The sequence below is a fragment of the Azospirillum sp. genome, assembly GCF_050789165.1.
Genome location: NZ_JBOZRT010000023.1, coordinates 1 through 13,395, shown reverse-complemented (window position 1 = coordinate 13,395; position 13,395 = coordinate 1). Strand labels below are relative to the sequence as shown.

Annotated in this window: 12 protein-coding genes; 7 read left to right on the top strand and 5 right to left on the bottom strand. The window is 70.8% G+C overall.

Features of this window, described 5'->3' with window-relative positions; genetic code table 11:
* A complete protein-coding gene (locus tag ACRWK7_RS04490; protein WP_431854993.1) occupies positions 1–441 on the bottom strand; it encodes a thioesterase family protein in 441 nt (146 codons plus the stop codon).
* Positions 442–598: 157 nt separating this feature from the next.
* On the opposite strand from ACRWK7_RS04490, the gene ACRWK7_RS04485 reads away from it, so the two are divergent.
* The 7 genes from ACRWK7_RS04485 to ACRWK7_RS04455 all read left to right on the top strand — a co-directional run bounded on the left by ACRWK7_RS04485 (position 599) and on the right by ACRWK7_RS04455 (position 8,416).
* Complete coding sequence (locus tag ACRWK7_RS04485; protein WP_431854992.1) at positions 599–1,768, top strand: ABC transporter substrate-binding protein; 1,170 nt, start codon at positions 599–601, stop codon at positions 1,766–1,768.
* Positions 1,769–1,912: 144 nt separating this feature from the next.
* Positions 1,913–2,788: a branched-chain amino acid ABC transporter permease gene (locus tag ACRWK7_RS04480; protein ID WP_431854991.1), complete on the top strand. Its 876-nt coding sequence runs from the start codon at positions 1,913–1,915 to the stop codon at positions 2,786–2,788.
* Positions 2,785–3,783: a branched-chain amino acid ABC transporter permease gene (locus ACRWK7_RS04475; RefSeq protein ID WP_431854990.1), complete on the top strand. Its 999-nt coding sequence runs from the start codon at positions 2,785–2,787 to the stop codon at positions 3,781–3,783. The genes ACRWK7_RS04480 and ACRWK7_RS04475 overlap by 4 nt, the downstream gene beginning before the upstream one ends.
* Positions 3,780–4,541 carry an ABC transporter ATP-binding protein gene (locus ACRWK7_RS04470; RefSeq protein WP_431854989.1) on the top strand — a complete coding sequence of 254 codons (762 nt, stop codon included), beginning with the start codon at positions 3,780–3,782 and terminating at the stop codon, positions 4,539–4,541. The genes ACRWK7_RS04475 and ACRWK7_RS04470 overlap by 4 nt, the downstream gene beginning before the upstream one ends.
* Positions 4,538–5,242 carry an ABC transporter ATP-binding protein gene (locus ACRWK7_RS04465; protein WP_431854988.1) on the top strand — a complete coding sequence of 235 codons (705 nt, stop codon included), beginning with the start codon at positions 4,538–4,540 and terminating at the stop codon, positions 5,240–5,242. Before ACRWK7_RS04470 ends, ACRWK7_RS04465 begins: the two co-directional genes overlap by 4 nt.
* Before the next feature lie 98 nt (positions 5,243–5,340).
* Entirely contained in the window at positions 5,341–8,007 is a 2,667-nt protein-coding gene (locus ACRWK7_RS04460; protein ID WP_431854987.1) for a bifunctional acetate--CoA ligase family protein/GNAT family N-acetyltransferase, read from the top strand.
* Positions 8,008–8,023: 16 nt separating this feature from the next.
* Positions 8,024–8,416 (top strand): RidA family protein, encoded by a 393-nt coding sequence (locus ACRWK7_RS04455; protein WP_431854986.1) that lies wholly within the window; start codon positions 8,024–8,026, stop codon positions 8,414–8,416.
* Positions 8,417–8,603: 187 nt separating this feature from the next.
* On the opposite strand, the gene ACRWK7_RS04450 is transcribed toward ACRWK7_RS04455, so the two are convergent.
* From ACRWK7_RS04450 to ACRWK7_RS04435, 4 genes are all read right to left on the bottom strand, one after another.
* Positions 8,604–9,512: a DmsC/YnfH family molybdoenzyme membrane anchor subunit gene (locus ACRWK7_RS04450; RefSeq protein WP_431854985.1), complete on the bottom strand. Its 909-nt coding sequence runs from the start codon at positions 9,510–9,512 to the stop codon at positions 8,604–8,606.
* Positions 9,509–10,162, bottom strand: a complete 654-nt coding sequence (locus tag ACRWK7_RS04445; RefSeq protein WP_431854984.1) for a 4Fe-4S dicluster domain-containing protein — start codon at positions 10,160–10,162, stop codon at positions 9,509–9,511. The genes ACRWK7_RS04450 and ACRWK7_RS04445 overlap by 4 nt, the downstream gene beginning before the upstream one ends.
* Positions 10,159–12,906 (bottom strand): molybdopterin-dependent oxidoreductase, encoded by a 2,748-nt coding sequence (locus ACRWK7_RS04440; protein WP_431854983.1) that lies wholly within the window; start codon positions 12,904–12,906, stop codon positions 10,159–10,161. Before ACRWK7_RS04440 ends, ACRWK7_RS04445 begins: the two co-directional genes overlap by 4 nt.
* 160 nt (positions 12,907–13,066) lie before the next feature.
* Positions 13,067–13,395 (bottom strand): AMP-binding enzyme (locus ACRWK7_RS04435; protein WP_431854982.1); only part of this gene is annotated, 329 nt, incomplete at its 5' end.

Sequence of the window (13,395 nt, the reverse complement as noted above, 5' to 3'; positions counted from 1 at the left end):
TCAGGCCAGGGCGGCGGCTTTGGCGGCCTTCGCCTTCAGGCGCTCCACCGTCTTGGCGACGCCGACGACGAATCGGCCGTGCCGTGCCTTGCAGATGGTGTCCAGCGGATCCCTGGCGGTGATCTCCAGCACCACCGAGCGGCCCTGCACGTCCGCCACCGTCACCGCGATCTCCACCCACATCCCGGCCAGCGTCGGCGCGGTGTGGTCCAGCTCGACCCGGGCGCCGACGGTGTCCTCGTCGGCGTCGAGATGCTCGAGCAGGAAGTCCCGGCAGGTCTGTTCGATGTCGCGCAGCAGCTCCGGCGTGGCGTAGACGCGGCCCTCCTCGCCCATGAAGCCGATGGTGCGGTCGCGGTCGACGACGATGCGCTTGGTGGTGCCGATTCCGGGCGTCAGGCTGGCCTTCACGAGCGTGTTTCCTTTCTTCTGGTGCGGCATGCCCGGGGTAATATCCCCAAGATTCCTGTTGGCATGCGGCGTAATTGGCATTATGGTACCACTTAGCCGTTTATGCAAGCTGGATTGTTTGTTGGACCAGCGGATGGAACCCCAAGCGGCTGAAATTCAAAAAATGAACAGGAAGGAGGCGCTGCCCATGAAGGCGTACGGATCCGGTCTTCGGACCACCCTCGGCGCAGGCGCGCTTGCGCTTGCGCTAGCCCTGCACCCCACCGCTCCCCGCGCGGCGGAGCCGCCGATCAAGATCGGCGCCGTCCTGTCGGTGACGGGCGGCGCGTCCTTCCTCGGCGATCCCGAGAAGAAGGTGCTGGAGCTGTTCGTCGACAAGATCAACAAGGACGGCGGGGTGAAGGGGCGCAAGCTCCAGCTCACCGTCTACGACGACGGCGGCGCGGCCGACAAGGCGGCCAGCTTCACCAAGCGCCTGATCGACAGCGACGCGGTGGACATCATCATCGGCGGCACCACCACCGCCACCACCATGGCCGCCGTGCCGCTGGCGGAGAAGGCCGAGATCCCGTTCATCTCGCTGGCCGGCGCGGTGGTGATCGTCGAGCCCGTGAAGAAGTGGGTGTTCAAGACCCCGCACACCGACCGTCTGGCCGCCGAGAAGGTGTTCGCCGACGTGAAGAAGCGCGGCCTGAGCAAGGTCGCGCTGATCTCCGAGGACGCCGGCTTCGGCAAGTCGGGGCACGACCAGTCGGTGCTCATCGCCAAGGACCTCGGGATCGAGATCGTGGCGGACGAGGTCTATTCGCCCAAGGACTCGGACGTCACCGCCCAGCTCACCCGCATCCGCAACGCGCCGGGCGTGCAGGCGGTGTTCAACTTCGGCTTCGGCCAGGGCCCGGCCATCGTGACGCGCAACTACCAGCAGCTCGGCATCGCGCTGCCGCTGTACCAGAGCCACGGCGTCGCCTCGAAGGAGTACATCAAGCTCGCCGGCCCGGCCAGCGAGGGGGTGCGCCTGCCGGCCTCCGGCCTGGTGATCGCCGACCAGCTGCCCGCCACCGACCCGCAGAAGCCGGTGGTGACCACCTTCAAGAAGACCTATGAGGACACCTTCAGGATGGAGGCGTCGGCCTTCGCCGGCCATGCCTACGACGGGCTGATGATGGCGCTCGCCGCCATCCAGCGGGCGGGCGGCACCGACAAGGCCAAGGTGCGCGACGAGATCGAGAAGACCACGAACTTCGTCGGCACCGGCGGCATGGTGACCATGTCGGCCAAGGATCACATGGGCCTGAAGCCGGACGCGTTCCACATGGTCGAGGTCCGCAAGGGCGACTGGGCGCTCCTCGACTGACGACAGCCCCCTCTCCCCGCCGGGGAGAGGGTTGGGGTGAGGGGGTTCCGCGACGCTGGCGTCTCCGGTCCCCCGAAAACCCCCTCACCCGGCGCTGCGCGCCACCCTCTCCCCGGAGGGGAGAGGGGATCCTGGGGAGGATCCATGACGTCGACCTTCCTGCAGTTCCTGTTCTCCGGCCTCACGCTGGGCGCGATCTACGCGCTGGCGGGGCTGGGCTTCTCGATCATCTACAACGCCAGCCACGTTATCAACTTCGCCCAGGGCGAGTTCCTGATGATCGGCGCCATGGCGACCGTCTCGCTGGTCGGCCTGGGGCTGCCGCTGGAGCTGGCGATCCCGCTGGCGGTCGCCGTCACCGCGGCGGTCGGGATGGCGCTGGCGCGATTTGCCGTGGTGCCGGCCGGGGACGCCTCGGTCGTCACGGTCATCATCATCACCATCGGCGCGTCGATCCTGCTGCGCGGCGTGGCCCAGGTGGTGTGGGACAAGGAGTTCCACGCCCTGCCCGCCTTCTCCGGCACGGTTCCCATCAGCGTGCTGGGCGCCACCATGCTGCCGCAGAGCCTGTGGGTGATGGGCGTGTCGCTGGCGGTGATCCTGGCGCTCGGCTGGTTCTTCGGCCGCACCATGGCCGGCAAGGCGATGCTGGCGGTGTCCTACTCCCGGCTCGGCGCGCAGCTCGTCGGCGTGCCGATCCGGCGGGTGCTGCTGACCTCCTTCGCGCTCTCGGCGGCGCTGGGCGCCGTCGGCGGCATCGTCGTCGCCCCCATCACCTTCACCAGCTACGAAGCGGGCATCATGCTGGGCCTCAAGGGCTTTTCCGCCGCCGTCCTGGGCGGCCTCGGCAACGGGCTGGGCGCGGTGCTCGGCGGGCTGGTGGTCGGCATCGCCGAGGCGATGAGCGCCGGCTACCTGTCCTCCGCCTACAAGGACGCCACGGCCTTCGTCATCATCCTCGTCGTGCTGTTCTTCCTGCCCAACGGGCTGCTCGGCCACAAGGGGAGCGAGCGCGTATGACCTCCGACGTTCACGCTTCGGCCGCGCCCGCGCGGCGCGGCGGCATCGCCCGCGCGCTGCTGAAGCCGCGCACCGGCGGCCTGGGGCTGCTGGCGCTGACCATCGCGCTGCTGCCGCTGGCGCTGCCCAACGCCTACGCCTACGACATCGCCATCAACGCCGGGCTGAACGCCATCGTCTGCGTCGGGCTGAACCTGCTGGTCGGCTATGCCGGGCAGATCAGCCTGGGGCACGCGGCGTTCTTCGGGCTGGGGGCCTACGCCTCGGGCATCCTGACCACGCGCTACGGCTGGCCGGCGCTGGGTGCGCTGGCGGCGGGCGCGGTGCTGGTGGGGGTGCTGGCCTTCGCGGTGGCGCGGCCGGTGCTGCGCCTCAAGGGCCACTACCTCGCCATGGCGACGCTGGGGCTGGGCGTCATCATCTCCATCGTGCTCAACACCGAGAGCTGGATCACCGGCGGGCCGGACGGGCTGATGCTCGACGACCTGACGGTGCTGGGCTGGAAGCTGGCGGGCGACCGCACCTGGTACGGGATCGTCGGCGCCACGCTGCTGCTGACCGTCTGGCTGGCGCTGAACCTGATCGACTCGCCCGTCGGCCGGGCGCTGCGCGCCCTGCACGGCACGGAGATCGGCGCCCAGGTCGTAGGCGTGGACACCGCCCACTACAAGGTGCTGGCGTTCGTCGTCTCCGCCGTCATCGCCGCGGTGGCCGGCAGCCTGTTCGCCCACTACGCCGGCATGATCACGCCCGGCAAGGCCGGCTTCATGAAGTCGGTGGAGCTGGTGACCATGGTGGTGTTCGGCGGCATGGCCTCGACCTTCGGCGCCATCGTCGGCGCGGTGTCGCTCACCGTGCTGCCGCAGCTGCTGGTGGCGTTCGAGGACTACGAGTCGATCGTCCTCGGCCTCATCATGATCGGCACCATGGTGTTCATGCGCCGCGGCCTGTTCGTGACGCTGCTCGACCTCGCGAGATCATGGAGGCGGTCATGACGCTGCTGCGCGTGGAGAACCTGTCCAAGCAGTTCGGCGGCATCGCCGCGGTGGACGGGCTGAGCTTCGCGGTGGAGGCCGGCACCATCCACTCGATCATCGGCCCGAACGGCGCCGGCAAGACGACGGTGCTGAACCTCGTCACCGGCGTCTACGCGCCCAGCCGGGGGGCGGTCTACCTCGACGGCGCCGTGGTGTCGGGCAAGCCGCCGTACGAGCTGGCCGCCTGCGGCCTGTCGCGCACCTTCCAGAACCTGCAGATCTACACCTCGATGACGGCGCTGGAGAACGTCATGGTGGGCCGGCACCTGCGGCTCGACCGGCGCTTCCTGCCGTCGCTGCTGCGCCTGCCCGGCGTGGTGCGGCGCGACGAGGCGGCGCGCGAGCGCTGCATCGCGCTCATGGAGTTCGTCGGCTGCGGCCGCTACGTGGACGCCGACGCCGCGTCGCTGCCCTACGGCGCGCTGAAGCGCCTGGAGATCGCCCGCGCGCTGGCGACCGAGCCGAAGCTGCTGTTGCTCGACGAGCCGGCGGCGGGGCTGAACGCCACCGAGAGCCGCGAGGTGGACGCGGTCATCAAGAAGATCGCCGCGCAGGGCATCACCGTGATCCTGGTGGAGCACGACATGAAGATGGTCATGGGCATCTCCGACCGGATCCTGGTGCTCAACCACGGCCGGAAGCTGACCGAGGGCGCGCCGGACGAGATCGCCGCCCATCCCGACGTCATCGCCGCCTACCTGGGAGCCGCCGCATGATGCTGGAAATCCGGGGCCTGTCGGCCCACTACGGCCGCATCGAGGCGTTGCGCGGCATCGACATCGCGGTGGACGAGGGCGAGCTGGTGGCGCTGGTCGGCGCCAACGGCGCCGGCAAGACGACGCTGCTGCGCGCGCTGTCCGGCGTGCACCCGGCCAGCGCCGGCGCCGTCCGGTTCGAGGGGCGCGACATCACCGCCCTGGCGCCGGAACGGCGGGTCGACCTGGGCATCCTGCAGGTCCCGGAGGGCCGGCAGGTGTTCGGGCCGCTGAGCGTCGAGGACAATCTGCGCCTCGGCGCCTACCGGCGGCATGGGCCCGACGTCGAGGCGGACATCCGCCGCATGTTCCAGATGTTCCCGATCCTGGCGCAGCGCCGCCGCCTGCCGGCCGGCACCCTGTCCGGCGGGCAGCAGCAGATGCTCGCCATGGCCCGTGCCCTGATGGGGCAGCCGCGCCTGCTGCTGCTGGACGAGCCCAGCATGGGCCTGGCGCCGATCCTGGTGGCGGAGATCTTCGCCGCCGTGAAGGAGCTGAAACGCCAGGGGACGACAATCTTCCTGGTCGAGCAGAACGCGCACGCCGCGCTCGCGCTCGCCGACCGCGGCTACGTGCTGGAGACCGGACGGGTGGTGCTCACCGACACCGGGACCGCGCTGCTGCACGACGCGCGGGTGAAGGAGGCGTATCTCGGCCTGTGACCGGCCCGCCGTCGCCGGATCGGGTTGCCGCGGCACGCGCCGGCGCATACCCTCGACCCGAGGGTCATTTCCGCCCGTTGCACGAGGGGCGCGCGCCCATGAGCATCTCGTACCTCCAGCGCCTGTTCCGCCCGCGCTCGATCGCGGTGGTCGGCGCCACCAACCGGCCGCAGAGCGTCGGCAACGTGGTCATGCGCAACCTCCAGGCCGGCGGGTTCGAGGGGGCGATCATGCCGATCAACCCGCGCCAGGACGCGGTGGCCGGCGTGCTGGCCTACCCCGACGTGTTCAGCCTGCCGCGCACGCCCGATCTCGCCGTGCTGTGCACGCCGCCGGAGACCGTGCCCGACCTGATCGACGAGCTGGGCGTGCGCGGCACCCGCGCGGCGCTGGTCATCGGCGGCATGGACGAGGCGCAGCAGGCGCGCGCCCTGGCCGCGGCGGCGCGGCACGACCTGCGCTTCCTGGGCGGGCGCAGCCTGGGGATCCAGGTGCCGCCGTTCCGCCTGAACGCCAGCTTCAGCCACGTCCGGGCGCTGCCGGGCCCGATCGGCTTCGTCTCGCAGTCGGACGCGGTGGGCACCCTGGTGCTCGACTGGGCGTACCCGCGGCGGGTCGGCTTCTCGCACTTCGTCTCGCTGGGCGACGCCGCCGACATCGGCTTCGGCGACATGCTGGACTACCTGGGCTCCGACCCCGGCACGCGGGCCATCCTGCTGTACATCGAGGACCTGCGGGAGCGGAGGACCTTCATGGCCGCCGCCCGCGCCGCCGCGCGCAACAAGCCGGTGCTCGCCGTCAAGGCCGGCCGCCGGCCGCCCGGCAGCGGCACCGCCGGCTTCGCGGAGCTGTCGCCGGACGTGCTCTCGCTGGTCGATCCGGACGCCGTGTTCGACGCGGCGCTGCAGCGCGCCGGCATCCTGCGCGTGCGCTCCATCGACGAGCTGTTCGGCGCGGTGGAGACGCTGGCCCGCGCCCGGCCGATGCGCGGCGAGGGGCTGGTGGCGGTGTCCAACGGCGGCGGCACCGGCACCATGGCGGCGGACGAGCTGCACGCCGGCGGCCTCGCCCTGCCCGCGCTGTCCGAGCGGACGGCCGCCCGGCTGAAGGCGCTGCTGGGGCCGCAGTGGAACGGCGCCAACCCCATCGACGTCCGCGTCGACGCCACCGCGGCGCGCTACGCCGACGTGCTCAAGATCCTCGGCGAGGACGAGGAGGTGGACGCCATCCTCGCCATGCACACGCCCACCACGCTGACCAGCAGCACCGAGGCGGCCATGGCGGTGATCCGCACCGTGCGCCAGCACGGCACCAACGTGCTGACCTGCTGGATCGGCGGCGACACGGTGGCGAGCGACCGCAAGCTGTTCGTGGACGCCGGCGTGCCGACCTTCGACACGCCGGCCGACGCGGTGCGCGCCTTCCTGCACATGGTGAACTACCGGCACCGGCAGGAGTCGCTGATGCAGACGCCGCCCTCGATCCCGGCGGAGTTCCACCCCGATCCCGACACCGCGCGGCGCGTCGTCCAGCGGGCCCTGGCCGCCGGCCAGACCTACCTGAACGAGCCGCAGGTGAAGGAGGTCCTGTCGGCCTACGGCATCCCGGTGGTGGAGACGCACATCGCCACCGACCCGGCGCACGCCCGGCGGCTGGCGGTGTCGATCGGGTTTCCGGTGGCGATGACCGTCATGTCGCCGGACATCCGCCGCAAGTGGGACGTCGGCGGCGTGGCGCTCGGCCTGGAGACGCCGGGCGCGGTGGAGGCCGCCGCGCACGGCATGCTCTCGCGCGTGCGGGAGAAGCGCCCGGACGCCCGCGTCACCGGATTCAGCGTGCAGCGCATGGTGCCGCGCGGCAACGCCCGCCAGCTCTTCATCGGCGCCGCCACCGACCCGCTGTTCGGGCCGATCATCCTGTTCGGCGAGGGCGGGCGCGCGGCGGAGCTGTTCCGCGACCTCGCCGTCGGGCTGCCGCCGCTGAACCAGCCGCTGGCGCGGGAGCTGGTGGCGCGCACGCGCGTCGCCACGCTGCTCAAGGAGCACCTGAACCGCCCGGCCGCCAGCCTGGACGCCGTCTGCCTGACGCTGATGCAGGTCTCCCAGCTCGTCGCCGACGTGCCGGAGCTGCTGGAGATGGACATCAACCCGCTGTTCGCCGACGAGCGCGGGGTGACCGCGGTGGACGCCCGCATGAAGATCGCGGCGGCGAAGCCGGACCCGCACCGCCTCGCCATCCGGCCGTACCCGAAGTGGCTGGAGGAGACGATCCTGCTGCGCGACGGCCGCGCCGTGCTGCTGCGCCCGATCCGGCCGGAGGACGAGCCGGCGCACCACGTCTTCATCTCCAAGCTGACGCCGGAGGACGTCCGGTTCCGCTTCTTCCATTACAAGGCGTCGCTGCCGCACAGCGAGATGGCGCGGCTGACGCAGATCGACTACGACCGCGAGATGGCCTTCATCGCCGTCGCCCCCGGCGCCGACGGCGAACCGGAGACGCTGGGCGTCATCCGCGTCGTCGCCGACCCCGACCACCAGCGGGCGGAGTTCTCCATGATCACCCGGTCCGACCTCAAGGGCCAGGGCCTGGGTACCCGCATGATGCGCAAGATGATGGACCACTGCCGCGCCAACGGCCTGCGGGAGATGACCGGCGACGTGCTGGCCGAGAACAAGCCGATGCTGAGCTTCCTCGACCGCTTCGGCTTCACGGTCGGCCCGGGCGACGAGGACGGAATCCTGCGGGCCTCGTACCGCCTCAACTGACGCGAGGAACCAAGACATGCAAACGCTGAATCCGGACGGCTGGCCGCGCCCCAAGGGCTACAGCAACGGCGTGGCGGCAGAGGGCCGGATGGTCTTCATCGCCGGCATGGTCGGCTGGACCGCGCAGGAACGGTTCGAGGCGGAGGACTTCACCGGCCAGGCCGAACAGGCGCTGCGGAACATCGTCGCCGTGCTCGCCGAGGCCGGCGGCCGGCCGGAGCACCTCGTGCGGCTGACCTGGTTCGTGGCCGACAAGCGGGAGTACCTGGACTGCCGCGCAAGTTTGGGCGCCGCCTACAAGGCGGTGATCGGCCGCCACTACCCCGTCATGTCGGTCATCGAGGTCAAGGGCTTCATCGAGGACGGCGCGAAGCTGGAGATCGAGGCGACCGCGGTCATCCCGTCGTAGGCGATCGGGGGGCGGCTAAAATGCCCTTATCCCCTTGAGGGAGAAGGGTTTGGGATGAGGGGTCGTTACCGCCCGGAGGGCGGGAAGAAGTCCAGCCGGCTTCGCCGGCGCCCCCCTCTCCCCAACCCCTCTCCCTCAAGGGGAGAGGGGGCTTCCAAGCATTGCCTCGGGATCGGTCGGACCTCCCTCACCGACCCGACAGGTGCCAGCCGTAGCGGTCGCCGGCCTTGCTGGTCCCGCGCCCGCGCACCGGCGTGCGGACGACGGCAAAGCCGTTCGACCGGGCCGCGCGCAGCACGATGAGCACCTTGACGTACCAGCCCGCGCCCGCCATCGCGACCCCCGCCAGCGCACCGAGCGCGCCGGGCAGCACGCCGGCCATGGCCAGCACCAGCAGCGCCGCCGGCAGCGCGTGGCCCGACCAAGTCACCAGCGGCGCGGCGTCGTGCAGCACGGCGAGCGAGGCGACCGGTGCGCCGTTCGTCGAGAGCCGCGCCCGATAACGCCGCCACGCGGCGTACCGCGCCCCGCACAGGACCAGGCCCAGCGCGAGGGCCCAGGGCGCCGTCGCCCCCAGGGCACCGGCGATCACCAGATACACGCCAGCCCCCTCAGCCAGGCCGCTGGCAAGCATCAGCGGCAGGAGGGCGGGCTCGCTCCAGGCGCGGATGCCCCGGGCGGCGCGCAGGATGCGCGCCTGGCAGTAGAGGAAGCCGAGGCCGACCATGGCGGCCAGCTCCAGCACCATCGCGGCGAGCACGTCGGCGTCGGGAAGGGCCAGCGCCAGCACGATGGACAGCCCCGCCAGCGCGAACAGCGGCAGCGCGACGATGCCCTCGCGGGTCATCCAGGAGGTCTGCGGGTGGAAGAAGACGTTGATGGCGCGCAACGGCTTGCCGATCTCCAGCCACACCATGGACAGGCCGAAGCCGACGAAGGCGAGCGCGGCCAGCGCCGCGGCCACCGACGGCCACCCGAGCACGGCCGAGACGGCGGCGAAGAGCAGAAGCCCGGCGCCGGTACCGCCGCCGATGAAGTTGCACGCTGCCCGCAGGTCCCACGAGCGCTGCAGCTTGGGAACGGTTCCGATGTTCATGGGCGCGCCCCATCCCAGAGATAGTAGAAGCCGGGGTTGGTCCCCTGTTCCTCGTGCATGCGGAAGTGGCTGTTCTCGCGCAGCAGTTTCGAGACGTTGCTGTCCGGGTCCTCGATGTCGCCGAACTGCATGGCCCCGGAGATGCAGGAGTTGACGCAGGCCGGCGTGGCGTCGGGATCGACGCCCGGCGTCAGGCCCTTGGAAAGGCCGTCGTCAATGGTATCGACGCAGAAGGTGCATTTCTGCGCCACGCCGATCATCCGCGGGTCGTAGCGGCGCTTCTCCACCTCCGTCGGCGTGTCGCCGAAGGCCCAGGCGGGCTTGTCCACCTTGTAGCGGGCCTCGTACGGGCAGGCGACCATGCAGTACGAGCAGCCGATGCACAGGTCGTAGTCGATGGTGACGATGCCGTCGGCGCGTTTGCCGGTCGCGGTGGACGGGCAGACCTCCATGCAGGGCGGGTCGGAACAGTGCTGGCAGCCCACCGGGGTGAACACGCGCTGCACGTCGGGGAAGGTGCCGACCTCCATGTCCACCACGCGGCGCCACTGGACGCCGGGCATGGTGGCGTTGGTCACCTTGCAGGCGGCGGTGCAGGTCTGGCAGCCGACGCAGCGGCGCAGATCGACGACCATCACGTAGCGGGTCATGCCGCACCTCCCGTCATCCCGGGGACCACCTTGCGGATCGACACCTTGACCACGTCGGCCCCCGATCCGGTGGAGTCCGTGAGGTCCAGCGACAGCGGCGCCACGGTGTTGAGGCTGGGGAATCCCAGCTCCTTGGCGAAGGGGGTGGCCCAATGGTCGAACTGGCCGTGGATGACCAGCGTGTCGGGTCGCAGCCCCTGCACCACGATGGCCTTGCCGCGCGTGGCGTTGGTGACCGAGCGCACCTCCACCATGTCGCCGTCGATGATGCCCAGCCGGGCCGCCGTCGCGGCGTTGATCTGCACGCCGCCGTGGTCGCGTACGTTGCGCCCGACCTCGTTCATCAGCGGGATGCCGGCGTTGTTGCCGGTGGTGTACTGCATGGTCTTGGTGGTGATGAGCCAGAACGGGTAGTCGGCCGGCTCGCCGCCCATCGCCTTGACGGCGTTCTCCCAGCGCTGCGGCACGTCGTGCCATTCCGGCAGCGCGGTGTACTCGTGCAGCTGGTCGTCCCACCAGCGGATGCCGGCGCCGTGCAGGCGGGCCCCCAGCTCCTTGCCGACGCGGAGCAGGCGTTCCTGGTAGGGCAGCTCGAAGCGCAGGCCCTTTTCCACCATGGTCGGGTAGAGGTACCAGTCCACCCGCTTGAACGGCACGACGAAGTAGCCGTGCTCCTTGAACCAGTCCAGGCCGTGCGCCTCGGCGCCGCCGGTGAAGGCGGCGCAGGCGGCCTTGCACTCGGCGTCCCAGATGGCCTCGACGGAATGCTCGGCCTTGGGGTCGAGGGAGAAGTCGTAGGTCTCGCCCTTCAGCGGCACGCACGCCGCGCCGCGGTTCAGCGCCTTGTTGTAGTCCTCCAGCAGGCCGCAGCGCTTCGCCAGCTCGCCGGCGATCCAGGTCATGTCGCGGGCGTCGCCCCGGGGCGTCACCGCCGGCTGGCGCAGCGCCACACCCTGGTGGTGCCAGTGCTGCTCGACGAACTTGGTGCCGCCGACGCGGATGAGCTGCGTGCCCTCCAGGTCGGTGGCGTCGGGCAGCAGGATGTCGGCCATCCAGTTGGTCTCGTCGAGCGTGTAGGCGAAGGCCACCACGAACGGCATCCGGGCCATGTTCTCGACCATCTGCCGGGTGTCCCAGAAGGAGATCGCCGGGTTGGTGCGGAACAGGAACCAGACGTCGGGATAGCTCGGCTTCGGCCAGCCCTCCGGCGTGGCGCGCAGGAACATCCAGGCGAGGTGCGTGGGCCCCAGCGCCTGACTCCACGACGAGTTGCCGACGATCGGCACCAGCGTCTTGTGCGCGTTGCGCCCGGTCGGCTTCGCGGCCCAGTGCTCGGCGTCGGTGGCGTTGAACTTCGAGTCCATGAAGCCGTCGGCGCCCGGCTTGACGCTGGCCAGCCGGTTCTCGTGCGGACGGTTGAGGCGGATGGTGGTGCCCAGCGTGCCGCCCGGCACCTCCAGGGCGCCGACCAGGGTCGCCATCATGGTGCGCGCCCAGCAGCACTCGTAGGCGCCCCAGCCGTTGTTGACGGTCTTACCCAGCGTGATCGCCACCGGGCGGAACGGCAGGGTCTGCCCCTCGATGTCGATGGTCTGGCCGACGCAGGCGTTCTCCACGTACTCGCCGGCGACGCGGCGCACGGTGGACGCCGGAACCTGACACACGCCCTCCGCCCACTCCGGCGAGAACTGCGCCATCTGCTCGACCATGGCGGTGAAGGCGGTGCGGCCCTCGGCGCCGTGGTGCTCCCACCGGGTCTCGTCGGGGCCGTGCTCCACCGCGTGCGGGACCGTGAACCGGCCCTCCAGCGCCGGGTCGGCGCCGGGGGTGTCGTGCGGCACCGCGGCGCCCGCCTTCAGGTCCCACAGCAGCGGCTTGCCGCTGTCCGGGTCGCGCAGGTAGTAGCCGTTGGGGCCCACGAGGTAGGGCGAGGCCGTGCGGTCGCGCAGGAACGGCAGGTCCAGGCGCGCGCGCGGGATCTCGTGCAGCAGCACGTGGATCAGCGCCAGCAGGAAGGCGCCGTCGGTCTTCGGCTTGATCGGCACCCACTCGGCCGAGGCGGCGCCGGTGACCGACAGGTGCGGCTCGACCTGCACGCGCTTGATGCCGCGGATGCGGGCGTCGGCGTGGCGGTACACGGCGCAGGCGCCGCCGGAGACCTCGACGTTGGTGCCGAAGGAGATGACGTAGCGCGTCAGCACCGTGTCGGCGCACACGGTGAAGGCGCGGTGCCAGTACTCGCCGTAGAGGTGCTCGGAGTGCACGCACTTGACGCCCTGGCCCGACCCGAAGCTGAAGTCGATCGGCCCCCAGGCGGCCAGCCACGCCGGCAGCGTGCCCATGTAGGCCGCCGGCGTGCCGCCGTGCCCGAAGGTCGCGGCCACGCGCGGCAGGCCCGCCTCGTCCACCAGACCGGTGGCGCGGACGCGGTTCAGCCGGCCGGCGATGGCCTCCAGCGCCTCGTCCCAGGTGATGGGGACGAAGCCGGGATCCTCGCCGCGGCCCTTGTTGGGGTTGGTCCGGCGCATCGGCGTGAGGATGCGGTGCGGGTTGTAGGTCTTCTCGATCAGCCCGTACGCCTTGACGCAGACGCGCCCGTTGGCCGGGTGCTCCTTGGCGTCGAAGTTCGGGCGGATGGCGGTGGCGACCCCGTCCTCGACGGTGACGGTCATCAGGTCGGGCCCGGCCACGCAGTTGTAGCAGTAGGTCGGAACGGACGTGACGCTCTCGGCTCTTGTCCTCATCTCGGCTCCTCGGCGCCTTCCGGAACAGCCCGTTCACGGCAGAAGGCGGATGAATGAGGTAAACTGGTACTACTATGCCAAATTATCCGCCGCCGTTCAACCGGCGTGAACGCGGGGCCCGCATGGGCCGAGACACGGCCTCCGCGGACGCCCCGGCGGCTCACGGCCCCGTCGGCTCGGCCGTCATCTGGCGCAGGCGGAAGCGCTGGATCTTGCCGGTGGCCGTCTTGGGCAGTTCCTGGACGAAATGGATGTGGCGGGGGAATTTGTAGGGGGCGAGCCCGGCCTTGCAATGACGCATGAGTTCTTCGGACAGCTCCTCGCTGGCCCGCACGCCGTCGCGCAGCACCACCCAGGCCTCCGGCTTGACCAGCCCGGCGCCGTCCGGCGCACCGATGACCGCCACTTCCAGCACCTTGGGATGGCTGACCAGCCGGCTCTCGATCTCGATCGGCGAGCACCAGATGCCGCCGACCTTCAGCATGTCGT